The sequence below is a fragment of the Chryseobacterium paridis genome, assembly GCF_016595215.1.
GTDB lineage: Bacteria > Bacteroidota > Bacteroidia > Flavobacteriales > Weeksellaceae > Chryseobacterium > Chryseobacterium paridis.
The window spans coordinates 42,418-68,152 of the sequence record NZ_JAENHK010000001.1 but is presented as its reverse complement, the minus strand read 5'-3'; the positions used below and the strand labels follow the sequence as shown (position 1 = coordinate 68,152).

At 34.1% G+C, this 25,735-nt stretch carries 24 protein-coding genes and 1 pseudogene; 22 read left to right on the top strand and 3 right to left on the bottom strand.

The genetic code is table 11. The features are described from left to right. Positions 1 to 130: 130 nt before the first annotated feature. Positions 131 to 2,725: an ATP-dependent chaperone ClpB gene (gene clpB / locus JHL15_RS00295; protein WP_200241369.1), complete on the bottom strand. Its 2,595-nt coding sequence runs from the start codon at positions 2,723 to 2,725 to the stop codon at positions 131 to 133. Positions 2,726 to 3,066: 341 nt separating this feature from the next. Here clpB and JHL15_RS00290 point away from each other — a divergent pair, with 341 nt between their 5' ends. The 21 genes and pseudogenes from JHL15_RS00290 to JHL15_RS00195 all read left to right on the top strand — a co-directional run bounded on the left by JHL15_RS00290 (position 3,067) and on the right by JHL15_RS00195 (position 23,143). Next, positions 3,067 to 3,678, top strand: coding sequence for a TetR/AcrR family transcriptional regulator (locus JHL15_RS00290; protein ID WP_234047652.1), 612 nt, complete (start codon positions 3,067 to 3,069; stop codon positions 3,676 to 3,678). Between the two features lie 115 nt (positions 3,679 to 3,793). After that, positions 3,794 to 5,113: a phenylacetate--CoA ligase family protein gene (locus JHL15_RS00285; RefSeq protein ID WP_200243695.1), complete on the top strand. Its 1,320-nt coding sequence runs from the start codon at positions 3,794 to 3,796 to the stop codon at positions 5,111 to 5,113. Then, positions 5,110 to 6,195, top strand: a complete 1,086-nt coding sequence (locus tag JHL15_RS00280) for a 2Fe-2S iron-sulfur cluster-binding protein (RefSeq protein WP_200241367.1) — start codon at positions 5,110 to 5,112, stop codon at positions 6,193 to 6,195. The genes JHL15_RS00285 and JHL15_RS00280 overlap by 4 nt, the downstream gene beginning before the upstream one ends. Before the next feature lie 83 nt (positions 6,196 to 6,278). Continuing rightward, complete coding sequence (gene paaA, locus JHL15_RS00275) at positions 6,279 to 7,217, top strand: 1,2-phenylacetyl-CoA epoxidase subunit PaaA (RefSeq protein WP_200241365.1); 939 nt, start codon at positions 6,279 to 6,281, stop codon at positions 7,215 to 7,217. Between the two features lie 116 nt (positions 7,218 to 7,333). Further along, positions 7,334 to 7,615, top strand: coding sequence for a 1,2-phenylacetyl-CoA epoxidase subunit PaaB (paaB, locus tag JHL15_RS00270; protein ID WP_200241364.1), 282 nt, complete (start codon positions 7,334 to 7,336; stop codon positions 7,613 to 7,615). 91 nt (positions 7,616 to 7,706) lie between these two features. Then, positions 7,707 to 8,456: a 1,2-phenylacetyl-CoA epoxidase subunit PaaC gene (gene paaC, locus JHL15_RS00265; RefSeq protein ID WP_200241362.1), complete on the top strand. Its 750-nt coding sequence runs from the start codon at positions 7,707 to 7,709 to the stop codon at positions 8,454 to 8,456. Between the two features lie 71 nt (positions 8,457 to 8,527). Then, a complete protein-coding gene (gene paaD / locus JHL15_RS00260) occupies positions 8,528 to 8,992 on the top strand; it encodes a 1,2-phenylacetyl-CoA epoxidase subunit PaaD (RefSeq protein WP_200241360.1) in 465 nt (154 codons plus the stop codon). Positions 8,993 to 9,134: 142 nt separating this feature from the next. Further along, positions 9,135 to 9,935, top strand: coding sequence for an enoyl-CoA hydratase/isomerase family protein (locus JHL15_RS00255; RefSeq protein ID WP_200241357.1), 801 nt, complete (start codon positions 9,135 to 9,137; stop codon positions 9,933 to 9,935). A gap of 35 nt (positions 9,936 to 9,970) precedes the next feature. Continuing rightward, on the top strand, positions 9,971 to 10,324 hold the full coding sequence (locus tag JHL15_RS00250) for a four helix bundle protein (protein ID WP_200241354.1): 354 nt from the start codon (positions 9,971 to 9,973) through the stop codon (positions 10,322 to 10,324). Between the two features lie 40 nt (positions 10,325 to 10,364). Next, positions 10,365 to 11,498 carry a 3-hydroxyacyl-CoA dehydrogenase NAD-binding domain-containing protein gene (locus JHL15_RS00245; protein ID WP_200241353.1) on the top strand — a complete coding sequence of 378 codons (1,134 nt, stop codon included), beginning with the start codon at positions 10,365 to 10,367 and terminating at the stop codon, positions 11,496 to 11,498. Between the two features lie 230 nt (positions 11,499 to 11,728). Then, a complete protein-coding gene (locus JHL15_RS00240; protein WP_200241350.1) occupies positions 11,729 to 12,142 on the top strand; it encodes a PaaI family thioesterase in 414 nt (137 codons plus the stop codon). 67 nt (positions 12,143 to 12,209) lie between these two features. Next, on the top strand, positions 12,210 to 12,584 hold the full coding sequence (locus JHL15_RS00235; RefSeq protein ID WP_200241346.1) for a four helix bundle protein: 375 nt from the start codon (positions 12,210 to 12,212) through the stop codon (positions 12,582 to 12,584). Positions 12,585 to 12,628: 44 nt separating this feature from the next. Then, entirely contained in the window at positions 12,629 to 13,834 is a 1,206-nt protein-coding gene (gene pcaF, locus JHL15_RS00230) for a 3-oxoadipyl-CoA thiolase (RefSeq protein WP_200241344.1), read from the top strand. A 91-nt stretch (positions 13,835 to 13,925) separates the two neighbouring features. Beyond that, positions 13,926 to 14,519: an acyltransferase gene (locus JHL15_RS00225; RefSeq protein WP_200241341.1), complete on the top strand. Its 594-nt coding sequence runs from the start codon at positions 13,926 to 13,928 to the stop codon at positions 14,517 to 14,519. Between the two features lie 20 nt (positions 14,520 to 14,539). Then, positions 14,540 to 15,367 carry an alpha/beta hydrolase gene (locus JHL15_RS00220; protein WP_200241340.1) on the top strand — a complete coding sequence of 276 codons (828 nt, stop codon included), beginning with the start codon at positions 14,540 to 14,542 and terminating at the stop codon, positions 15,365 to 15,367. A gap of 458 nt (positions 15,368 to 15,825) precedes the next feature. Further along, complete coding sequence (gene paaZ / locus JHL15_RS00215; protein WP_200241338.1) at positions 15,826 to 18,321, top strand: phenylacetic acid degradation bifunctional protein PaaZ; 2,496 nt, start codon at positions 15,826 to 15,828, stop codon at positions 18,319 to 18,321. 63 nt (positions 18,322 to 18,384) lie between these two features. After that, complete coding sequence (locus tag JHL15_RS00210; RefSeq protein ID WP_200241336.1) at positions 18,385 to 18,921, top strand: SMI1/KNR4 family protein; 537 nt, start codon at positions 18,385 to 18,387, stop codon at positions 18,919 to 18,921. 48 nt (positions 18,922 to 18,969) lie between these two features. Beyond that, on the top strand, positions 18,970 to 19,707 hold the full coding sequence (locus JHL15_RS00205) for a DUF4241 domain-containing protein (RefSeq protein WP_200241334.1): 738 nt from the start codon (positions 18,970 to 18,972) through the stop codon (positions 19,705 to 19,707). Next, entirely contained in the window at positions 19,697 to 20,407 is a 711-nt protein-coding gene (locus JHL15_RS00200) for an SMUG2 DNA glycosylase family protein (RefSeq protein WP_200243692.1), read from the top strand. The genes JHL15_RS00205 and JHL15_RS00200 overlap by 11 nt, the downstream gene beginning before the upstream one ends. A gap of 57 nt (positions 20,408 to 20,464) precedes the next feature. After that, positions 20,465 to 21,001, top strand: a pseudogene (locus JHL15_RS21360) (DEAD/DEAH box helicase); the annotation flags it as partial. A gap of 12 nt (positions 21,002 to 21,013) precedes the next feature. Next, positions 21,014 to 23,143: a DEAD/DEAH box helicase family protein gene (locus JHL15_RS00195; protein ID WP_234047651.1), complete on the top strand. Its 2,130-nt coding sequence runs from the start codon at positions 21,014 to 21,016 to the stop codon at positions 23,141 to 23,143. 112 nt (positions 23,144 to 23,255) lie between these two features. Here JHL15_RS00195 and JHL15_RS00190 read toward each other — a convergent pair whose 3' ends face one another. Continuing rightward, entirely contained in the window at positions 23,256 to 24,077 is an 822-nt protein-coding gene (locus JHL15_RS00190; RefSeq protein ID WP_200241330.1) for a T9SS type A sorting domain-containing protein, read from the bottom strand. 36 nt (positions 24,078 to 24,113) lie between these two features. Then, positions 24,114 to 24,656 (bottom strand): phage tail protein, encoded by a 543-nt coding sequence (locus JHL15_RS00185; protein WP_200241328.1) that lies wholly within the window; start codon positions 24,654 to 24,656, stop codon positions 24,114 to 24,116. Between the two features lie 288 nt (positions 24,657 to 24,944). On the opposite strand from JHL15_RS00185, the gene JHL15_RS00180 reads away from it, so the two are divergent. Further along, complete coding sequence (locus tag JHL15_RS00180; RefSeq protein ID WP_200241326.1) at positions 24,945 to 25,709, top strand: enoyl-CoA hydratase/isomerase family protein; 765 nt, start codon at positions 24,945 to 24,947, stop codon at positions 25,707 to 25,709. Positions 25,710 to 25,735 lie beyond the last annotated feature (26 nt).

Here is a 25,735-nt window from a genome sequence, read left to right as displayed (position 1 = left end):
ATAAAATTTGGTAATGATAAATGTATGAATAAGTATTCACTAAGTGACTTATTAAATAGTAAAAAAATAAGTGCTGTAAATTTTGTTTACAGCACTTACTACAAAAATAATATATATGAAAAAAACTACTTTATTTTTCTGATGGTCTGAAGACCAATCCTGTTTCATCGAAATAATCCAACGTAATTCTGTCACCATCATTTACAGTTCCGGCAAGAATCTCTCTTGATAGTTTATTCAAAACCTCTTGTTGAATTACTCTTTTTAAAGGTCTGGCTCCAAAAGCCGGATCATATCCCTTATTCATTAGATAATCTACAGCGTCCTGGGTAGCAGTCATAATGATATTTCTTTTCGCTAACATATCATTAAAGCCTCTCAATTGATACTGAACGATTTTTCCAATTTCTTTTTTCTTTAAAGGCTGGAATAATACTATTTCATCAATTCTGTTTAAGAATTCAGGACGCAAAGTTTGTTTCAACAAATCAAAAACTTCATCTTTTGTTTTATCAACAATCTCATCCTGATTTTCCTCTGTAATATTCTCAAAATTCTCTTGAATCAAGTGTGAACCTAAATTCGAAGTCATGATGATAATTGAATTTTTAAAATTCACAACCCTGCCTTTATTGTCAGTTAAACGTCCGTCATCCAAAACTTGTAACAGAGTATTGAAAACATCAGGGTGGGCTTTTTCAATTTCGTCCAAAAGAACTACAGAATAAGGTCTTCTTCTTACAGCTTCTGTTAATTGTCCTCCTTCATCATATCCAACATATCCCGGAGGAGCACCCACTAATCTGGAAACAGAATGACGTTCCTGATATTCACTCATATCAATTCTTGTCATATTGTTTTCATCGTCGAATAAAAACTCAGCCAACGCTTTAGCTAATTCAGTTTTACCAACACCGGTTGTACCTAAGAATAGAAACGATCCAATTGGTTTTTTCTCATCACTTAAGCCGGCTCTGTTTCTTCTGATAGCATCAGCTACAGCTTGAATGGCTTCGTCCTGACCTACAACTCTATGATGAAGTTCTGTTTCAAGGTGTAATAATTTTTCTCTCTCAGATTGTAAAAGTTTTGTAACCGGAATTCCTGTCCATTTTGCAATTACTTCTGAAATATTTTCTGAGGTTACTTCCTCCTTGATCAATTCATTCTGATGATTTTGCATTTCCAATTCAACTTTCTGCAAAGCATCTTCTTTCTCTTTAATTTTTCCATATTGGATTTCTGCTACTTTAGCATAGTCTCCGGCTCTGGAAGCTCTTTCAGCTTCTAATTTCAGAGATTCTATATCTTTTTTGATCTGAGTAAGATCTTCACTTTTTTGTTTTTCCTTCAGCCATTTAGCATTGATCTCATTTCTATCCTCGGAAATTTTTGCAATGTCTTCTTTTAAATGGTCTATTTTTGTTTGGTTGCCTTCTCTTGAGATAGCAGCCAACTCAATTTCCATCTGCATCAATTTTCTATCCAGTACATCAAGTTCTTCCGGTTTTGAATTGATTTCCATTCTCAATTTTGCAGAAGCTTCATCAATAAGGTCAATAGCCTTGTCCGGTAAGAATCTGTCTGAAATATATCGTTGAGACATTTCAACTGCAGCAATGATTGCTTCGTCTTTAATCCTTACTTTGTGGTGGGCTTCATATTTATCTTTAATCCCGCGAAGAATGGAGATAGCGGATTCCGTATCCGGCTCTTCTACCATAACTTTCTGGAAACGTCTTTCAAGTGCTTTGTCTTTTTCGAAATATTTTTGATATTCATTTAAAGTTGTGGCACCAATAGCTCTTAATTCACCCCTTGCCAAAGCAGGTTTTAAGATATTGGCTGCATCCATCGCACCTTCTCCCCCTCCAGCTCCAACCAACGTATGGATCTCGTCAATGAAAAGAATAATCTGTCCATCTGATTTTATTACCTCATTTACTACAGATTTTAAACGCTCTTCGAATTCTCCTTTATATTTTGCACCGGCAATTAGGGCTCCCATATCCAATGAATACAATGTTTTATCCATTAGGTTTTCAGGAATATCTCCGGAGATAATACGGTGAGCAATCCCTTCTGCAATGGCTGTTTTACCAACGCCGGGCTCACCAATCAGGATCGGATTGTTTTTAGTTCTTCTGGAAAGGATTTGTAACACTCGACGAATTTCTTCATCACGCCCAATTACAGGATCCAGTTTTCCTTCAGCTGCTAATTCGTTGAAATTTTTAGCATATTTATTTAAGGATTGATAAGTTTCTTCCGAACTTGCAGAGCTTGCTTTACTTCCTTTTCTTAATTCTTTAATTGCTCCCTCCAACAGGCTTTTGGTAACACCCATATCTTTTAGCATTTTAGAAACCTCAGAATTTGTTTCTAAAAGAGATAACCACAGATGTTCAATCGTTACGAATTCATCACCCATTTTTTTTGCAATATTAGGTGCGTCCAATAAAACCTTATTGGCAGATTGGGAAAGATAGATATTACCACCTTGAACTTTAGGTTGTTTTTCTAAATTTTCACGATTGCGTTCTCTTACCAGATTAGCATCTGCTTCAGATTTTTTTAATAAGAAAGGGGATATATTTTCATCCACCTGGAAGATCCCTTCCAGAAGATGTTGAGGTTCTATGCTTTGATTACCCAATTCCATGGCAACTTGTTGTGCCGCCTGGATGGCTTCTTGTGATTTTACAGTATATTGATTTAAATTCATATTTTATATTTTTTGAGGTTGACTTAAGTAATTTAGATTTCAGACATCAGATTTCAGACCATAAGACCTTGAATTAAAATAAATTTTAAAATCTATATCTAAAGTCTGATGTCCTTGATCTAATTTTAATCATTTAATTCGAGTACCATATCGCAAAAAGTGTTCAATTGTTGAATTTATAAAATAATTGGACAAAATTTCCGAATATTATATTTTGAGATTGAAATAGCTAGACAAAATTTCCATTTTTAAAAAATCAATTGTAAATTTTGACATTCTTTATCATTTTAACTATGATTAAAATTACTATCTGAAACTTTTGTACAGCAAAAAACTTCAATTTGATTCAAAAAAGTTACTTTTGTATTTTACTGATGGAGCTTAAAGAAAAACAAAGGAAAATATTAGACGAAGCCGTTCAGCTTTTCAAAGAGAAAGGTTATATGGGCAGCTCTGTAAGGGACTTAGCCACTCAATTGAATATAAAGGCAGCTTCTTTATATGCACATATCCGGTCTAAAGAAGAAATTCTTGAATGGATCTGTTTTGGAATTGCACAGGATTTCTTTGTAGAGCTTCAGGAAGTGTTGAATACAGACATTAATCCAAAAGATAAGCTCAATTTATTTATTGATAAACACTTATCCGTTGTCCTTAAAAATCCTGATGTTACCCACATTTATTCTAATGAATGGAAACACCTTGAAGACAGGCTTCCTGAGTTCGTAGAATTACGAAAGAAATATCAGCAAGAAGTAGAGCAACTCATTTCAGCAATCTATGAAGCTGAAAACTGGGAATTAAAATCATCTGTTTTTACCACGAGATTCATTCTTCATACTTTAAATAATTCTTATTTCTGGTTTAAAAAAAATACAGAATCTACCACAGAAATTACTGATGAGATCAGGAATAAGATACTCTTTGGCCTCCTGGGAAATCAAAAAAGATAATCCATTTTTACATCGTCGTTATTTAGAACGATTCAAAATATAACGAATGTCATAAAAATTTTGTCAGCTTCTAAAATCTTTTTAAATTTACACCTAACAAATGTTAGTTAGTTTTATGGATTTTGAAGTTGAATATTTAAAACTCGACCAATTGAGACAGCTCCAATCTGAAAGATTGATAAAGTTGGTCACTTATCTAGAGGGTAGATCGGATTTTTACAAAAGAAAATTTAATGAAATAGGAATATCTCCTCAGGAAATAAGGTCGATTGAAGATATTTCAAAATTACCTATTACTTACAAGCAAGATTTAAGAGATCATTATCCTTTTGGATTATTTACTGTTCCGAAGGATGAGTTGCAAAGAATTCATTGCTCGAGCGGAACCACTGGAAAGCCTACTGTAGTAGGATACACTAAAGAAGATGTTGACCTTTTCAGTGAAGTGGTTGCAAGATCACTGAACGCAGCTGGTGCTAAACCTGGAATGCAATTGCACAATGCTTATGGTTATGGGATTTTTACAGGTGGATTAGGTCTTCATTATGGAGCTGAAAAATTAGGAATGAGTGTTCTTCCTATTTCGGGCGGGATGACAACGAGGCAGGTGGATTTAATTATGGATTTTAAACCTGAGGTAATTTGTTGTTCGCCATCATATGCTTTGACAATCGCTGATGAATTTGCTAAAAGAGGAATCTCGGCTGATGAAATCAGTTTAAAATATGCTGTTCTGGGATCAGAACCCTGGACCGAAATTATAAGACATCATATTGAAGAAAGACTGGGAGTTCATGCAACTAATATTTATGGACTGAGCGAAATTATAGGACCTGGGGTATCTATGGAAGATTTCGAAGAGAAAGGAGGATCTTACATTTGGGAAGATCACTTTTATCCTGAAATTTTAGATCCTATTACAAAAGAACCAGTTCCTTTTGGAGAGGAGGGAGTTTTGGTCATTACCACCTTAACGAAAAAAGCAATGCCTCTTTTAAGATATTGGACGAATGATATTACAAGTCTTTACTATGATGAAAAAGGGAAAAGGACAATGGTGAAAATGAAGCCTTTGCTTGGAAGAGCTGATGACATGTTGATCGTAAGAGGTGTAAATGTATATCCAAGCCAGATAGAAGAAGCCTTTTCACATGTACAGGGGGTGGTTCCGAATTATTATCTGACACCCATCGAAAAAGAACAAATGTGTGTAGCATTAGATATAGACTTAGAAATTGATAATGATTTTGTTATTTCTCAACAACTTGATATAAATACCGATGATTATGCTATTTTTGTCGGGAATTTTGGAAAGAATATAGAAAACGAAATAAAAAAACGAGTAGGAATAACCACAAAAGTGAAAATTCATGCTCAAGACAGCTTGCCGAAATGCGAGGGTGGAAAAATTAATAGAATACTTAAGAAAAAATGAATTCATTTTATAAACTAAAAACTGTAAAGGTTCAGAAAGATACCGATGAAGCTGTAAATGTAGCAGTGGAAATTCCTGATGAGCTAAAAGATAAATTCAGGTTTAAGCAAGGACAATATCTTAACTTCCGAATGATGATCGACGGAAATGAGGAGAGACGTTCTTATTCTATCTGCAATGCTCCAAGTGAAAAAAGCAATACATTAGAAGTATTGGTAAAGCTTTTAGAAGGCGGAAAAGTTTCAGGATATTTTAATGAACATCTTCATATGGATGAACTTCTGGAAGTGATGCCACCGATGGGGGGCTTCAACACGAGTTACCATCCAACGAATACTAAAACATATGTTGGTTTAGCTGCGGGAAGTGGAATCAGTCCGGTGCTTTCCAATATTAAAGAAAGTCTTTATCAGGAGCCTGATAGCAAAGCTTATCTGTTTTATAGCAACAGAAGCATGAACCATGTGATGAAAAAAGGCGAAATCGATAAATTGGTTGAGTATTTCAAAGGAAGACTGAATGTAGTTTATCTTGTAAGTCGTGAAAAACACGAAGATCCTATTTTTGAAGGGAGGATTTCTCCTGAAAAGCTGGATCACTTATTCGAAAGATATGCTGATATTGATGTTAAAGAGGCTACTTATTTCATTTGTGGACCTGCGGAAATGATCAAGGGGATTTCTGATTATTTAAAGAAAGATAAAAAGGTACCCGCTATTCAGGTATTATTTGAATACTTCACAGCTCCGGATGATGAAAACTCTGAGGAAATGAGTGATGAATTTAAAGCTATTGCCAATATAGAAAGTATGGTAACGGTCATTATTGATGATGATGAATATTCGTTTCACCTTAATTCTAAAAAAGAGAGTATCTTAGATAAAGCATTGAAAGACAATCTTCCGGTACCTTTCGCTTGTAAAGGAGGAGTTTGTTGTACATGTAAAGCGGAAGTTTTAGAAGGTGAAGTTTTCATGGAGAAAAATTTTGCGCTTACTGAAGACGAGGTAGCAAGAGGATTTGTTCTTACTTGCCAATGTCACCCAACAACCAATGTGGTGATGCTTAATTACGACGTTTAAAAATTAATGTAACAATGTAATAATTTACCAATGTAACAATCATTGGTACATTGTTAAACTGATACACTGCTAAATTGAAAATTATGGACTTAGAAAAATTTGTTCAATACGTTCACGAAGAGAATAAAGTAGAACCAAAAGATGTAATGCCAGATGATTACAGAAAATTATTGGTTCGTCAGATTTCACAGCATGCACATTCTGAAATTGTTGGAATGTTGCCTGAAGCTAACTGGATCTCCAGAGCTCCTTCATTAAGAAGAAAAATGGCTTTGTTGGCTAAAGTTCAGGATGAGGCAGGGCATGGTTTGTACCTTTATTCAGCAACTGAAACTTTAGGAAATGGAACCATTAGAGCTGACAGAGATGCTACTTATGATGATATGCTTGAAGGAAAAGCAAAATATTCAAGCATTTTCAATTATCCTACCTTAAGTTGGGCTGATATCGGAGCAATTGGTTGGTTAGTAGATGGTGCTGCCATTATGAACCAGGTTATGTTGATGGGGAATTCTTATGGCCCTTATTCAAGAGCGATGGTGAAAATCTGTAAAGAAGAATCTTTCCATCAAAGACAAGGATATGAAATTCTGATGGCTCTTTGCCGTGGAACAAAACAACAGAAAGAAATGGCTCAGGCTTCTTTAGATCGTTTCTGGTGGCCGGCTTTAATGATGTTCGGACCTAATGACGACAGCTCGCCAAACTCTAAAATTTCAATGAACTATAGAGTAAAGCGCGAAAGTAATGACAGTCTTCGTCAAAGATTTATCGACGTTACCGTTTCTCAAGCTGAATTCCTGGGCTTAACAGTTCCGGATAAAGATTTGAAATGGAACGAAGAAAGAGGTCACTATGATTTTGGTGAACTTCCTTGGGATGAATTCATGGCGATCCTAAAAGGAAATGGCCCTTGTAACAAGAAAAGACTGCAAACGAAAGTGAAAGCGCAGCAGGAAAATCTTTGGGTAAAAGAAGCGGCAGCAGCTTTTGCAGCGAAACAACAAAAAGAAGTAATATAATAATGTAACAATATACCAATGTAAAAATGTAACAATCAATTTTATCATTCTGAGCAAAGCGAAGAATTTTATTGGTAAGCTGTTACACTGATACATTGTTAAATTAAAATTTGACTATGGCAAATTTAGATATGTGGGAAGTGTTTATTCAGACTAAACCAGGTTTATCTCACAAACACGCCGGAATTGTACAGGCACCAACAGCAGAAATGGCTTTGCAAAATGCAAGAGACGTTTATACAAGAAGAAAAGAAGGAACTTCTGTTTGGGTAGTTCCAAGCAAATATATAGTGACTTCAGAAGGGGTAGATCAGGAATCTTTTTTTGATCCTGCTGACGACAAATTATACCGTCACCCAACTTTCTATGATATTCCTAATGATGTAAAAAATATGTAATTAATATAGATTTGAAGATATGAGATATCAGACCCCAGACTTAATGTCAACATCTGAAATCTAGTGTCTGAAATCTGAAATCTATTAAACAATGAATTCATTATATAATTATTTATTAAAATTAGCGGATGATAGCTTCATTATGGGACAAAGATTGTCTGCATGGTGTGGTGAAGGTCCGTATTTGGAAGAGGATATTGCATTGACAAACATCGCTTTGGATGAATTAGGTCAGGCTAATAACTTTTATGTATATGCATCAAGAGTTGCTGATAATGGCAAGAGTGAAGATGATTTAGCATTTTTAAGATACGAGCATGAATATCTCAATGCGCATCTAACGGAACTTCCTAATGAAGACTATGCACAAACAATTCTTAAAGTATATGCTTTTGCTGTGTATCAGAAACTGATGTATGAAGCATTATCAAACTCTACGGATGAAGAACTTTCAGCAATTGCTCAGAAATCTTTTAAAGAAGTTAGATATCACTACACCCATGCTGCTTCGTGGATGAAGATTTTTGCACAGGGAACAGAAGAAAGTAAAGCACGTTTAGTAAAAGCAATTGAAAATATCTGGGAATACACAAAAGGTCTATTTGCGAAAGTGGAAGGAGAGGATGATTTAATAGCCTTAAACATTGTTCCGAATGCAGACGAATTATACAATCAGTTTGTTGCGATTACAGAAAAAGATTTTCAGGATTTTGGTTTAGAATATCCTAAAGATCATTTTATGCAGCCAAAATCAAGAACAGGATATCATACAGAATATTTTGGATTCATTCTTTGCGAATTACAATATATGCAAAGAGCTTATCCTGGATGTACCTGGTAAAAAAGAATGAGTGAATTTGAAAATGGTGAACTGCTTTAAATTTTCAAATTTTTTAATTCTCAAATTAATAAATGAAAAGCCCTTTAGAAATATTAGAAATGGTTCCCGATCCGGAAATTCCTGTGATTAATATTGTGGAACTAGGTATTGTGAGAGAAGCGATAGTTACCAGTGAGAACTCTGTTGAGGTGACTATTACGCCAACTTATTCTGCCTGTCCTGCCATGTTTACGATCGAGGAAGATATTATGAAGATCATGAAGGAGAATGGTTGGGATGCAAAAGTAGTAACCAAAATGTTTCCGATTTGGACAACAGACTGGTTGACTGATGAAGCGAGAGAAAAACTTCGTGTTTATGGAATTACACCTCCCGAAAAAGGAGCGGATGAACATCATATTGGGAAACCAAAAAAATGTCCACGTTGTGGTTCTATGAATTCAAAGCAGATCAGCAGGTTTGGGTCTACATTATGTAAGGCTTCTTATCAATGCCTGGACTGTTTGGAACCCTTTGATTATTTTAAATGCCATTGATTAATCGGCCGGTTTAATAGTAATTTATTTGTTACATTGTTAAACTGTCTGATTGTGCATTATTCTACATTGCTAGGTTATTTAATATTGTTAAATTAGGGCAATGTAATTATCTAATCATTTAATTTTTAAATTTAAAATCATGTATACACAACTTGATATTGAAACGCATTTTGATGGGAAACTCAAAATAGCTTACCTGAATCAACCGGAAACGATGAATGCTCTTACTAAGCCATCTTTATCAGATTTAAAAGATTTTATTAGCGATTGTAATAATGATGACACAGTAAGATGTGTGGCAATTTCCGGAAGAGGAAGAGCATTTTGCTCCGGACAAAATTTAGATGATGCGTTCGTGCAAGGTAATGAGCATCATGATAATGATATCATTAGAAAAATTGTAGTGGATTATTATAATCCTTTGGTGACGGAAATTACGCATTGCAGGAAACCTGTTGTTGCTTTAGTAAATGGTCCTGCAGTAGGGGCTGGTGCTATGTTAGCATTGATTTGTGATTTTGTTTTAGCCGTTGATAAATCTTATTTTGCTCAGGCATTTTCAAATATTGGATTAATTCCTGATACAGGTGGAACTTACTTCTTGCCTAAATTATTAGGAAGACAGTTAGCAAACTATTTGGCTTTTACAGGAAAAAAACTATCCGCAGAAGAATCAAAAAGCCATGGATTAGTGGCTGAAGTTTTCACAGAAGAGGAGTTCGTTCCAAAGTCAATGGAGATCTTAGAAAGAATGGCGAATATGCCAACGGCAGCTATAAAATTAACTAAAAAAGCTTTTGCTCAATCATACAACAATACATTGAAAGAGCAGCTTGAGTTAGAAGGTGATCTACAGCAGGAGGCAGCAGAAACTGAAGATTTCATTGAAGGTGTAAATGCCTTTTTACAGAAAAGAAAACCTAATTATAAAGGAAGATAATCAATTTGGAAATGAGTTAATTTGAAAATTTGAAAATGAGGAATGACAGAGAAAATATTATCGTAAACAAGACTTTCGAATTTGCATTACATATTATTGAATTTTCGGAAAGTCTGTATAAGATTAATAAATACTCGTTAGCAAATCAAATTTTTAAATCAGGAACTTCGATCGGAGCCAATGTAAGAGAAGCTCAGAATGCAGAAAGCAAGGCTGATTTTATTCATAAAATAAAAATTGCAGCCAAAGAAGCAGATGAAACAGAATATTGGCTTTTGTTATGTCTACAGTCAGAGTATTTAAATTCTCCTGATGAGAAATTACTTTCAAGTTTAAAAGAAATTATATTAATTATTAATAAAATTATTTCTACGTCAAAATTTAAATAATTTTCAAATTAACTCATTTTCAAATTTTCAAATTTAAAATATGAATGTAGGAATTATTGGTGCCGGAACTATGGGAATAGGCATCGCACAAGTAGCCGCAACGAACGGATGCAAAGTTTGGGTATATGATGCCAATCCAAAACAAATAGAAACGGCAACCGTAGGTTTGGAAAAAACATTAACCAAACTGGTGGATAAACAGAAAATTTCAGGAGAAAAGATGACTGAAATTTTAGCCAATATTTCTATCGCTACAGAATTAAAAGATTTCAAAGACTGTGAATTAGTCATTGAAGCCATTATTGAAAACAAAGAAATTAAAACCAAAGTTTTCACAGAATTAGAAAATCATGTTTCTGAAAACTGTGTGATCAGTTCCAATACATCATCTATTTCCATTACCTCTCTTGGTTCGGAATTAAAGAAACCGGAACGTTTCATTGGGATCCATTTTTTCAATCCAGCACCATTAATGCCTTTGGTTGAAATTATTCCTTCTTTATTAACTGAAAAATCTTTAGCAGAGAAAATGTACAAACTCATGAAAGAATGGGGAAAAGTTCCTGTAATTGCTAAAGATATTCCAGGATTTATTGTGAACAGAATTGCCCGTCCTTATTATGGCGAGGGATTAAGAATTGTTGAGGAAAACATAGCTACACCGGAACAGGTAGATGATGCGATGAGAACATTGGGGAGCTTTAAAATGGGACCTTTTGAATTGATGGATCTCATTGGAGTTGATGTGAATTTCTCTGTTACAACTACAGTTTATAAGGATTATTTCAATGATCCTAAATACAAACCTTCTTTATTGCAGCAACGTATGTCTGAGGCTAAACTTCATGGTAGAAAAACCGGAAAAGGTTTCTTCGATTATAGTGAAGGTGCTGAAAATCCTGTTGCTCAGAAGGATGAAACTTTATACCAACAAATATTTCTTAGAATCATCTCGATGCTTATTAACGAAGCAGTAGAAGCAAAAAGATTAGGAGTTGCCAATGATGAGGACATCGAATTAGCAATGCAAAAAGGTGTAAATTATCCGAAGGGATTGTTAAGCTGGGGGAAAGAAATAGGATATTCAAAAATTTCTGAAACCTTACAAGATCTCTATCAGGAATATCAGGAAGAAAGATACAGACAAAGCCCATTGCTAAAGAAATTAATTTAATACATCTTTAAAATGAACATTTATAAAAAAAGAATCATAAAATGTACTGCTGTTGCTTTTTTTATGACTTTTATGTTTATCCTCATAAAGATGCCTGATAGTAAAGAATCTCAAATTTCTTCTTACGAAAATTTAAATTGGAAACTATATTCATTGTATTTCTTAGGGATTTTTGTGATATACTATCTTATCGATCTGATAAATAAAAGTAATACATTAAAAAATAATAAATGACGCCGAAACAAGTTGTCGATTATATGTTCGATCAGGATTATTTCTCCCAGTGGATGAATATCAAAATGATTGAAGTAAAAGAAAATTATTGTTTACTAGAAATGCCCATCAAGAAAGATATGATTAATGGGTTAAAAACGGTTCACGGAGGAGTTACATTTGCTTTTGCAGATTCTGCATTAGCTTTCTCATCCAACAGTTCCGGAGATGCTGCGGTAGCATTAAATTGTATCATCAATTTTACCAAAGCAGGAAAAGAAGGTGATGTCTTCAGAGCCGAAAGTAAATTAGTGAATAATACCAGAAAAACAGCGATCTACGATATTGTAATCACGAATCAAAATGAAGAGCTGATTGCTAAATTTACCGGAACAGTTTATAAAATTGGAAAAAAAGTAGTAGAATTATAATTTATCAATTTACCAAAGTATCAATTTAGCTATGTAACAATATAAATATCAACGTAATTTTAAGCTGATGATAAATTTTGAAAATAATCCATTGATCCAGAAGACTGTTCAATTTTCATTAGATATTATTGAATTCTGTGAGCTGTTAGAAGAAAAAAGAAAATTTGTTATTGCGAAACAACTATTGCGTTCCGGAACAAGTATTGGGGCAAATGCATTTGAAGCCCAAAATCCTCACAGTAAAAATGATTTTATTCACAAAATTAAGATTTCAGCCAAAGAATTAGAAGAGACCAAATATTGGCTGTATTTGTGTAAACATTCCAAAAACTATCCGTTTGATGAAAAGTTAGAACATCAAATTGTTGAATTAGGGAAAATTATTTATAAAATATTAAGTACAAGCCTAAACAAAAACCTAAATAAAAACCAATCAATTTAATATTGCCAAATTGTTACATTGTTAAATTGATAAATTAAAATAATATGAATAACGTATACATCATAGATTATATCAGAACTCCAATTTCAAAATTACAGGGAGGACTATCAGAAGTAAGAGCTGATGATTTAGCAGCAATTGTTATCAAAGAAATTGTAGCAAGAAATCCTGAAGTTCCGGTAGAAGAAATTGAAGATGTTATTTTTGGATGTGCAAATCAGGCTGGGGAAGATAATCGTAACGTGGCCAGAATGGGACTTTTGTTGGCTGGACTTCCTTATAAAATTGGAGGAGAGACAGTCAACAGGCTGTGTGCTTCAGGAATGTCTGCGGTTGCTAATGCATTCAGATCAATTGCAGCTGGTGAAGGTGAAATTTATATAGCAGGTGGAGTGGAGCATATGACCCGTTCTCCATATGTAATGTCAAAACCAGGTGCAGCTTTCGGAAGAGATAGTCAAATGTTTGATACTACTTTCGGATGGCGTTTTATAAACCCTAGAATGAAAGAGCTGTACGGCGTAGATGGAATGGGTGATACTGCTGAAAATTTAGCGGACCTTCATCAGATCAACAGAGAAGATCAGGACACATTTGCATTGTGGTCTCAACAAAAGGCAACAAAAGCTCAAGAGAGCGGAAGATTGGCAGAAGAAATTGTGAAAGTAGAAATTCCTCAGAAAAAAGGAGAACCGAAAATTTTTGATAAAGATGAATTCATCAAACCAACTTCTTCTATGGAGGGGCTTGGAAAACTTCGTCCGGCTTTTAGAAAGGAAGGTACAGTAACTGCAGGAAATGCCTCTGGAATGAATGATGGTGCAGCAGCACTTATTTTAGCAAGTGAAGAAGCTGTTAAAAAATATGGTTTAAAACCAAAAGCAAAAATCTTGGGATCTGCCGTTGCTGGTGTTGAGCCAAGAATTATGGGGATAGGTCCTGTAGAGGCTACTCAAAAATTATTGAAAAGATTAAATCTTTCATTGGATGATATGGATGTCATTGAATTGAACGAAGCCTTTGCAGCACAAGCTTTGGCCGTAACAAGAAGCTTAGGATTAAAAGATGACGATTCAAGAGTGAATCCAAATGGAGGAGCTATTGCTATTGGCCACCCGCTTGGAGTTTCAGGAGCAAGAATTATAGGTTCTGCAGCGATGGAACTTCAGAAGCAAGATAAAAAGTATGCGTTGTGTACCCTTTGTATTGGTGTCGGACAAGGATACGCAATGGTTATTGAAAAAATGTAAGAATCTAGTAACCTTCTGTCATGCTGAGCGTAGCCGAAGCATCTCATTGGTATATTGGTAAACTGATACATTGTTAAATTAATTAAGAATCATGAACATCTACTCATATCACGGAATTCGTCCGGTTATAAAGCCTTCAGCTTATATTCATCCGCAAGCGGTGATTATTGGTAATGTAGAGATAGGCGAAGAAGTTTACATCGGTCCCAACGCAGTTATTCGCGGGGATTGGGGTAAAATCATTATAAAAGACGGTGCTAATGTTCAGGAAAACTGTACCCTCCATGTATTTCCTAATATTGAAACGATTTTAGAAGAATCAGCGCATATTGGACATGGGGCAATCATTCATTCCGGACACATTGGAAAAAACTGTTTAGTAGGAATGAATGCTGTTGTAATGGATAAAGCCGTAATTGGTGAAGAATGCATTATTGGTGCCTTGGCTTTCATACCTGCTAATTTTAGAAGCGAACCAAGAAAATTAATTGTAGGAAGTCCCGCGAAAATTATCCGTGATGTTTCTGATGATATGATCCATTGGAAAACCCAAGGAACAAAATTATATCAGGAATTGGCAAGAGAAGGAAAGGAAGCTATTTTACCTTGTGAACCTTTTTCAGGATTTGTAGAGCAGATCCCAACCAAAATTGTTGATTACAGTATTTGGGCAGATATTAAATAATTAATCCAATTCAATTTATTATGATAAAGAAAATTCTCGTTGTATGCAGCGTTTTATTAAGTTTGAAATTTGTGGTTTTAGCACAAAATACATCAGTAAAACCTCTTACTATTGGAGAAATAAGAACTTTTAAATCTAAAGTTCTAAATGAAGAACGAACGTTGAATATTTACCTGCCAGGTAATTTTGATAAAACAAAATCTTATCCTGTTATTTATTTACTGGATGGAAGTATAAAAGAAGATTTCATACATGTTTCAGGATTGGTTCAGTTTTTTAATCAAATGTATTCGATGCCTGAGACTATTGTGATCGGGGTTGCTAATGTAGATCGCAAGAGAGATTTTACCTTTCATACGGATTTAAAAGATCTGCAGAAAGATTATCCGACGACGGGGCATTCTGATAAATTTATCAGCTTTCTTGAAAAGGAATTGAAACCTTTTGTAGAAAGTCAGTATAAAGTAACAGATACTTATTTATTTGGACAATCATTGGGAGGGCTTCTTGCAACAGAAATTTTGCTTAAAAAGCCGGAAATGTTTACTAATTATTTTATCATCAGCCCGAGCTTATGGTGGGATGATGAAAGTCTTTTAAAGCAGGCAAAGGAATTACTTGGTAAATCAACAGATACAAAGAAATTTGTTTATGTTTCTGTAGGTAAGGGGGAGCATCCTGTCATGGTAAAAGATGCAGAAACTTTTTATGATATTCTTAATAATTCTGGCAAGAAGAATTGGACAGTAGAATATAAAATGATGGAAGGAGATAATCATGCGACGATCTTACATAGAAGTTTATATGAAGGCTTGGTAAAATTGTTTCCTTATCAGGAGCCAAAATAGTTCAATTGAAAAATGATAAATGCCTTGAAAAGATATTGGCCTTTACTATTGATAGTATTTATTGCAATCAATATTTTAGGATTTTGTTTCATAAAAGAATCAATTGGTATTTCTGATGCTTTAGAACATGCAGATTCTAATGAAATGATTGAAAGACTTAGAGCTATAGATTTTACGTATTCGATTATTAACTCATTGTTTTTAATTTTAGACATTACAATTATTTTATTGGCGGGTTATCTATTAATAATGAAACTTTTTAAATTGAATAGACATCAATAATCAAACTATTTTTATCATGAAAAAGATACTTTTTTGTAGACGGACTCATATACGAAGGTATAACAGGTATTGAATGGATTGGGAAAAAGATCATGATCAGTATTCCTGATAAGAAAATATATATCATAAAATAAATAAGACAAAATCTATATTTACAGTAAACTCTGTTTTAAATTATGGAAAAATTAAAGAATTATATCTACGGAGAATGGGTAGAAGGAACCGGAATCGGTATTCCACTTTATAATGCTGTTACAGGTGAACAGGTAGCTGTTTCAGATACAGAAGGCCTTAATTTTGAGCAGGCTCTTGATTTCGGGCGAACAGTAGGATACAAAAACTTATCCTCTATGACTTTCTATGATCGTGGAGAAATGCTGAAGAAAGTAGCATTATATCTGTTGGAAAGAAAGAAAAAATATTACGATTTATCATATAAAACTGGAGCGACTCATGTTGACTCTTGGGTAGATATTGAAGGTGGTTTTGGTACTTTCTTCACGTATTCCGGATTAGCAAAAAGAATGCTTCCTAATACACCTTTTTGGGTAGACGGAGATACGCAGAAAATTTCAGCTAACGGAACTCATCTGGGAACTCATATTTTGACTCCAAGTGAAGGGGTATCTGTGCAGATCAATGCTTATAACTTCCCGGTTTGGGGGATGTTGGAAAAATTATCAACTTCACTATTGGCTGGAGTTCCTTCTATCGTGAAACCATCTCCTTTTGGATCTTATTTAACGAATGCTGTATTTCAAGATATGATTGAAAGTGGTGTTCTTCCGGAAGGTGCTGTCCAATTGGTTTGTGGAGAGCCAGGAAATATTCTGGATTATGTTCAGGACGGAGATTCTGTATTATTTACAGGTTCTGCAACAACTGGTAGAAAACTAAAAGCTTTGCCTTCGGTTTCCGGAAATGCAGTGCGTTTCAATATGGAAGCAGATTCTTTAAACTGTTCAATTCTTGGATTAGATGCAAAACCAGGAACACCGGAATTTGATTTATTCATTAAAGAGGTACGTAATGAAATGACGACCAAAGCAGGTCAGAAATGTACGGCGATCAGAAGAATTATTGTTCCTGAGCATTTAATAGGCGATGTTCAAAACGCATTGTCTAAAGCTTTAGATCAAACTAAAATTGGAAATCCTCTAAGCAGAGAAACCAGAATGGGATCCTTAGTAGGAAAACAACAATATGAAGAAGTGCTTAGAAAAGTAAACATTCTTAAAACTGAAACTGAACTTGTTTATGATGGAAAACACGAGCTGATAGATGCTGATTATGAAAAAGGTTCTTTCATGAGTCCTAAGTTATTCCTGAATGATAAACCATTTGAAAAAAACATCTCTCATGATGTAGAAGCTTTTGGGCCTGTTTCTACTTTGATGCCTTACAAAGATGCTGAAGAAGCTGCAGCATTGGCAAAAAGAGGAAAAGGAAGTTTGGTGGGTTCTATCGTTTCTCATGATGATCAATTCGTTGCAGAAACTTCCTGGAAGATGGCATCTCAACATGGTAGAATTTATGTATTGAACAGAGATAATGCTAAAGAAAGTACAGGTCATGGTTCACCACTTCCGACATTGATGCATGGAGGTCCTGGTAGAGCCGGAGGAGGAGAAGAAATGGGCGGATTAAACGGTCTTCATTTCTTCTTACAAAAAACAGCTATTCAGGGATCACCAGATATTTTGACAGCTATTACTAAAATATATCAGCAAGGAGCTGAGAAAAAGTTTGCAGATAAACACCCTTTCCAAAAATATTTTGAAGATGTTGAGGTTGGGGATTCATTGGAAACGGCAGGTAGAACAGTTACCGATGCAGATATCGTAAATTTCTCTAATGTTTCTTGGGATCATTTCTATGCACATACTGATGCGACAAGCTTAACGGGGACTATTTTTGATAAAACCGTAGCTCACGGATATTTCATCCTTTCTGCTGCGGCAGGATTGTTTGTTTCCGGGAAAAAAGGCCCTGTAATTGCCAATTATGGATTGGAAAACTGTTCGTTCTTCAAACCTGTTTATGCGGGAGATACAATCACCGTTTATTTAACTGCAAAAGAGAAGATCAACAGAGGAGTAAAAGGAAGAAATATTCCTTCAGGAGTTGTTAAATGGTTGGTTGAAGTAATTAACCAAAGAGATGAGGTGGTTTGTGTTGCTACCATTTTAACATTGGTTGCTAAAAAATCTCCTTTTATCGATTTAAATCTAAAGGGTATCCAAAAATCATTAGGAGGCTTAACTGAAAATACCCAATCTAATTGGGGTAAAATGTCTCCACAACAGATGATTGAACATCTTGAACATGGAGTCCTTGTAAGTCTGGGAGAACCAGAAGCAAGCAAGTGTTTTACGCCAGAGGAGCAGTTAGAAAAATGGCAAGATTCCCTTTATAATCATAGAAAGATGCCAAAAGATTTTCCTGCACCTTTCTTAGCTGAAGATGATACGTTATTGGAACTAAGACATAAAAACCTCGATGCTGCAAAAGAATCCTTTATGGAAACCCTGAAGAGATTTTCAATTTATTACAAAGAAAATCCACAAGCGGAACATATGAATTTTGTATTTGGAAAATTAAATAAAGAAATGTGGGAACTGATGCACAGAAAACATTTTACCCATCATTTTGAGCAGTTTGGATTGATTTAATTCAAATAAAATAATGATATTTGAGGGAGCTTTATAGCTCCCTTTTTTAATGAACAAAACGATATGGAGTTACAATTTTTTAAAAACTTTGATTTTACGAATTTTTGGGATAATGATGAGTATTCCCGGAAAGAATATACAGAAGATTTTCCTGGTGATGAATTAATCACATCAATCGAGCAGGAGTTAGGGTATAAATTGCCAGACTCCTATATAGAATTAATGAGGCTGCAAAACGGAGGGACGCCGAAAATGACTTGTTTCCCAACTTCTGAAAGTACTTCATGGGCTGAGGATCATATTGCAATTACCGGAATCATGGGAATCGGAAGAGACAAAAGGTATTCTATTGGTGGAGATTTAGGAAGCCAATTTATGATTGATGAATGGGAGTACCCTAACGATGGAGTTTATATTTGTGATTGTCCTTCTGCTGGTCATGATATGATTTTACTGGATTATTCAAAATGTGGTAGAAATGGAGAACCTGAAGTTGTTCATGTAGATCAGGAAGATGATTATAGAAAAACATTTCTTGCTAAGGATTTTGAAACTTTTATTAAAGGCTTAAAAGATGAAGAAGAGTTTGATCTGGAATAAATAAACAGTATTTTTAATCATTAATTCAAAATCATAAAATATAAAATAATGAACGAAAGCTGGATGCAAAAATGGGAAGCGGTAAAAGAAATACTTGTTTGTCCCACAGATTTGGAAGCCTATTTTACATCAGGTGAAATTTTAGGGCAGAAAATGGAAGTAATGGATATTGGAAATGTTTCTCTCCCTTCTGGAAAGGTTATTGTAAGGGATCCTTTGGTTTATCTTAATTCTGGAGAAAAGCCTTATTTTGTTGAGGCACCCAAAGGCAACTTTCCGGTACAAATTGCAGTCGTGAAGTCAGAAGAATGGGGTGATAGATACGCTGTAGTAAGGGTGATCTTTACGGACAAAAAACCTGCGGTTTATAGAGAAGCTTTAATTGGGCATGAGGAATTGGAAGGAGTAGCTGAAGGTGACTATTTTGGATTTGCTGTGGATGCTGGTTTGGCTTGTATTACCGATGCGGAAGTAATCCCTTATTTTGATCGTTTTCTTACGGAAACCAATGTAGAGAATATCTATGATGATTATTTTGCAGGTATTTTTGCGCAAAGTTTCAAAGATCATCCAAAAAATCAAAGAGATCTTGGTGACTGGATCAACTGGACTATTCCTAATACATCTTTTCAGATTCCTATGTTTGCAAGCGGATTTGGGGATGGCGGATATCCTGTATACTTTGCCTATGATGACAACGATCAGATTTGTGGGTTGTATATTCAATTTATTGATATCGAATTAGCTCTTTCCGACGAGGATGAGGAAGATGAGAATGATTTATAGGGAAGATCATAATTTTGCAGATAAAGTTATTGAGTTTAATAAAGGACTTCAATATCATGGAGAGTTGCCTGGTAATTTTGAAGTGCTGAACCCATATTTTGATAATCCTGAAACAATAGATGTTATGCAGAAGTTTTATCATAAATATTATAACGACTCTGAACCAAGAAAATTTATTATAGGAATTAATCCCAGTCGCCATGGAGCGGGTGTAACTGGAGTTCCATTTACAGATACAAAACGATTGGAAAATGTATGTGGGATACCAATGAAGTCTTCCAGAACTCATGAAATTTCATCTGTTTTTGTGTATGATATGATTGAACAATATGGAGGAGCCGATGAATTTTATAAGGATTATTATATCAATTCACCTTTTCCTTTAGCTATTGTAAGAAAATCAAAGAACGGTTGGTTGAATGCCAATTATTATGATGATAAAGAATTGTTCGCTAACGTCAAGGATTTCATGATTGATTCTTTGAGAAAACATATTAGTTTAAATATCGATACTTCAGAGGTGTTTATTCTCGGAAAGAAAAATGCTGATTTTATTTCAAAACTTAATAAGGAAGCCCAGCTATTTAAAAAAATGACCATATTGGAGCATCCTAGATACATACAGCAGTATAAACTGAAAGAAAAACAATTGTATATTGATAAATATATTCTAGCTTTAAAGAGTAAAATGGAGTTTTAGCTCCTGTAAGTATATATGTTAATTCCACAGTTTTAAATTATTTTTTTATTAGATTTTATGAAATCCTTTCCTGAAAATATCAAATTTAAATACAGTTGGCGGACTTATCAGAAGAATTTTTTGAATCACCTTAATGAATATCTCATTGATAATCATTTGCATATTATTGCGCCTCCTGGATCTGGGAAAACAGTATTAGGATTAGAGGTTATGTTAAGGCTTAATAAGCCAACATTAATTGTTGCCCCCACACTAGCAATCAGAAACCAATGGGTGCAAAGATTTTGCGAATTGTTTTTAGAAGTGGAAGATATGCCGGAATGGATATCTACCGACCTTAAAAACTTGGGTTTTGTTACAGTTACCACTTATCAGGGTATTTATTCTGCGTTTATTAACTCGATGGATGTGGATAAAGAACAGGATGAAATATCCTCAAATTTTAATGTTTCAAAGATTGTAAAAACATTAAAGAAAAATAAAATTGAGATTTTTATTTTCGATGAAGCTCATCATTTAAAGAAGGCATGGTGGAAAAGCCTGATAGAACTGAAGCATGAAGTTAATCCTATCATTATATCCCTTACTGCAACTCCTCCGTTTGATGTGTCAGCTTTAGAATGGCAAAGGTACATTCAACTTAATGGTAATATTGATGTGGAAATTTCTGTTCCGGAATTAATGCTTGAAGGTGATTTATGTCCACATCAAGATTTGGTTTATTTTACACTTCCAACAGAAAAAGAGCATCTGAAAATTGAACATTATTACACATCCGCAAATCAATTTTTTGACGAAATCAGAAATGATGATATGCTTCTTAATACTCTTGAAAATCACCCTGTTTTTAGAGCTCCACAAGAGCATTTGGAATGGATATATGAAAATATTTCATCTTATTCATCCGTTTTGATTTATTTACATTTTAGAGGAAGGAAAATTGCCGAAGTACATTTTGAAATTATCGGAGATCAGGAAAAATACATTCCTGAGTTTGATTTTTTTTGGATGGAGGAATTATTGGATTTTTATTTATTTGTTGATGATGAAAATGTAACAGAACATCGTTTAAAATTAGAGAATAGACTTAGACGTGAAGGTTTTATTGAAGAAAAAATGGTGAATTTTTTTAATAATAAAAATTTAGTTCAAACCTTAAATTCAAGTGTTGGAAAATTTAATGGAATAAAAGAAATTGTAGACTTTGAATATTCAGCATTGCAGGACGAATTAAAAATGGTAATTCTTACTGATTTTATTAAGAAGGAATATCTTAATAATGGGATTGAAAATAATTTTAATCTGGATAAATTAGGTGCAATTCCAATTTTTGAAAAATTAAGAAGGGAAAATACTCAGAATGTAAAAATCGGGGTTTTAACAGGAAGTATAATTATTATTCCTAAGACAGCTAAAGATAGGTTCGATCAGCTTTATTCTAAAGTTTCTATTTCAAACGAGTTTATTTCATTACTGCCGTATGATGAAAACTATTTTATAATTTATGTTAATGACCAATTAAGAAGTCATACAGTTCATATCGTTACTGAAATTTTTCAATGTGGGCAAATTCAAATTTTGATTGGAACAAAATCTCTTTTAGGAGAAGGCTGGGATGCTCCTAAAATGAATTCTTTAATTCTGGCAAGCTTTGTAAGCTCTTTTGTCTTATCTAATCAGATGAGGGGAAGAGTGATAAGAACTCAAAAAGATAATCCGGATAAAACTGGAAATATTTGGCATTTAGTATGTTTTGATAAAAATAATGCTTCAGGAGGAGAAGATTTTAATGTCCTGAAAAGACGTTTTAAAACTTTCGTAGGGATTTCTAATGATGATGACCCTACTATAGAAAATAATTTTGAAAGACTTCGTATTAAAGAGATAGAGAGTGTTAATGATATAGTATCAATTAATAAAAGCAGTTTTTTATTAGCTAATGAAAGAAATCAATTAAGTAAAAAATGGAAACTAGCTCTGGGCAAAGGGAATATTCTAATAGAAGAAATTAAAATACCTCTTGAAAGTAATCGAGAAGCTAAACAAATGAAACTGAGTTACCTCAGCAAGATGATGAGTAATTTTTCAATGATAGTAATCTCTTCTTTTGTAATGTTTTGGTGGGATTTCTTTGTAGGAATGTTTAAGTCTGCAAAATCAGTACATTTTGAAAGTAACTTTTCTTGGCTCGCTTTGATATTTGGATTTGTCGGATTTGTAACTTACAGTGGAAAGTTTTACAGAGCGCTGAAGCAATATTTGAAATATAAAAATATTGCAAAGCATATTGAAATATTTGGAGATATTATTTTAAAGAATCTTTTAAGAGAAAAGATTATAATCACGCCCATTGAAAAATTAAGTGTTATTAGTACTAAAGATAATGAAGGAAATGCAATTTGCTATCTGAGTGGTGGAACTAACTATGAAAAGGCTCAATTTATAATGACTCTACAAGAACTAATTTCGCCAGTTGATAATCCCAGGTATTTACTTAAACAAAAAACTTTCTCATTTTTTATAAAAAGTGATAATTATTATCCACTTCCTGAAGTATTTGCCAAAAATAAAAAGAGCGCCGAATTTTTTAATAAGACTTGGAGTGAATTAATGGACAAATCAGAGTTAGTTTTTACAAGAACAATTGAGGGAAGAAAAATACTTATAAAATTGAGATTTCAATCATTAATGAAAAGGAATGCAAGAATTGAGCATTTACACAAATGGAGTAGATAAAACAAATCCCCTGAATAACTCAGAGGATTTTCCATTTGTGTGATAGAATCTTTCACGGTACAATCTAGCTTATGATATAAGTTTCATGGTTATTAGTTTTTACCTCAGTAAGCTATTTTTTTATGATCTTATAAGATCCGGAAGAAGTTTTGATTAGATATTCTCCTGTAGGGAACTCAAAGATATCCGTATCTGTTACTCCTTTTTTAATATCTATGCTTTTTAGCAGTTTACCTTCCGGGCTGTATATTTCAGCTTTGGAGTTTTCATCAGTTTTTATAGAAAGAGGACCACTTGTTGGATTAGGATAAATAGAGACATTTTCCATTGGTGCTTTTACTTCGCCTGTAGCTAATACAATGTTTGTATCTTTTACCCATGTGAAGGCATCAAAGTCTGCATAAGTGTATGCACCACCCAATGTGATTTGAAGTTCATCAATAATGAGGTTTGAATAATTCTGACCATTCAGATTCGTTAAATCAATTAATGTATGTCCATTGGTTGATCCTAAAGATGTTGCAAAACCGGAAGTTTTTGTTTGTGAAAATTTTGTCACCCCGCTTAGTTTTCCAACTATAGTAAGATCACCCACTACATTTTGGTTTAAAGAATTGTTTGAAAGGAATACCCAAAATCTGTTTACCTTAAATAAATTTGAAGTTGTTTTAATACTGAAAGATGCTCCAGGAGCCACCGAACCAGAATTATCTATATATCGGTTGTCATTAGCTGTTCCATTCCAGCCGGTTCCGGGGTAGTTGGCTTGTATATCAAAAGTTGAAACATGTGATATAATGTTAAATATTACTCCGTTATCAGTAAAGCTAGTACTGCCATTGGATTCGGTTTCAAATACTTCCGTACTGGTCTGCCCAAAAGAAAAAATAGAAATGAGCAGGCTACAGATCATTAAAAAAGTAGTGCTTTTCATAATTTTTGTTTTTTTAGATTATTATATTGGTGAATTTTACTCTCTTGAAGGATATATACCTGCCACACAAATAATGTAATTAAGACCCAGAAAAGGAGGCATATTATTTATGGGTAGGTTTTGTCCGACATAAGTAATTGATTGAGGACTGATTACTGTATCTGGTGTGTCATTTACATAACTTGGTACTGCTGTAAAGTCTCTTCCTACTTGATTTCCTGTTATCGCAATAGAAGATGATGCAGTTGGAGTTGATGAATTAGCATTTTTATTAGCCACTTTCAATTGAAACCCTGCCATGCTTGGCATATTTTGTTGTAATAAGGTTGTGGTGTCACTCCCTGCAATAATACCTAAGGGATAAGATTTACCACTTGCGTTTCCTGCTCCTAATGCCATACGGCCAATTAGGTTGGGTAAAGCAAAAGTGGTTATACCATCACCACCATATGTGGTTCCTAATAAAGAAAATAAAGCACTGTTATTGGCGATGCTCAAAAGTCTTCCATCGCAGAACATCCAATTTCTTGGTGCAAAATTTCCTGCAAATAGTTTTACTATGCCCATGTATTCTTCCATAATAATAAGTTTTTTTGGTTTGTAAGTTTTATACCCTCGTTTAGGTCAAAAGAGTAATTTATGAATACCCCAAAGGAACAATATATACAGAGGTGAGGGTAGAGTAGAAAATACCAAATTGATGAATCCGTATTTTTACGTAATGAATTTATAAGACAATATAATTGCTGTGATGCCAGTAGAAATTAAATAATAAATAAAAATATAACGGAGATGATTTTGTACAGGTTTAATTTTTGTTAACAGCCTGTATTTAGTATTTTTGTAACAATCCAATATAAATTAAAAATGAACGAATTTGTAGAATCAGAACTTAAAAATAATATCGCAGAAATTACTTTTGGGACCCCTAAAAGTAATTCGCTTCCAGGAGCAATTCTGGAAAAATTAGCACAAACCATTTTGGAAGAAGGTGCAAAAGATGAGGTTAAAGCTATTCTTGTTAAAAGTGAAGGCGAAAAGGCTTTCTGCGCTGGGGCGAGTTTTGATGAACTTCTTGCAATTGAAGAACTGGATGCTTCCACAAAATTTTTTGGAGGTTTTGCTAAAGTTTTGAATGCAATGAGAAATTGTGGTAAAATAGTTGTGGTTAGAGTACAGGGAAAAACAACGGGTGGGGGAGTAGGTATTGCCTGTGGTGCTGATTACTGTTTTGCGACAAAAGATGCTGCACTGGCACTTACTGAAATTAATCTTGGAATTGGCCCTTTTGTAATTGGTCCATATGTAGAAAGAAAAATAGGGAAATCTCAATTTTCTGCAATGGCTATAGATGCAGATTTTAGATCAGCAGAATGGGCAGAACAACATAATGTATATCATTCTGTTTCTGAAAGCATTGAAGAAATGGATAATAAGTTAGAGAAGTTTTTACAAACTCTTGCCTCAAGAAGCAGTGATGCTTTAGCATTGATTAAAAAGGTTTCCTGGGAAGGAACAGAACATTTTAATGAATTGATGCCGGCAAGAATTCACATGAGTGCAAGTTTGATTTTGGAAGACTCTGCAAAGAAAAATATTGAATCCATTAAGGAGAGGCTGAGAGCTAAGTAATCCTTTTAAAATAAATATAAAAAACC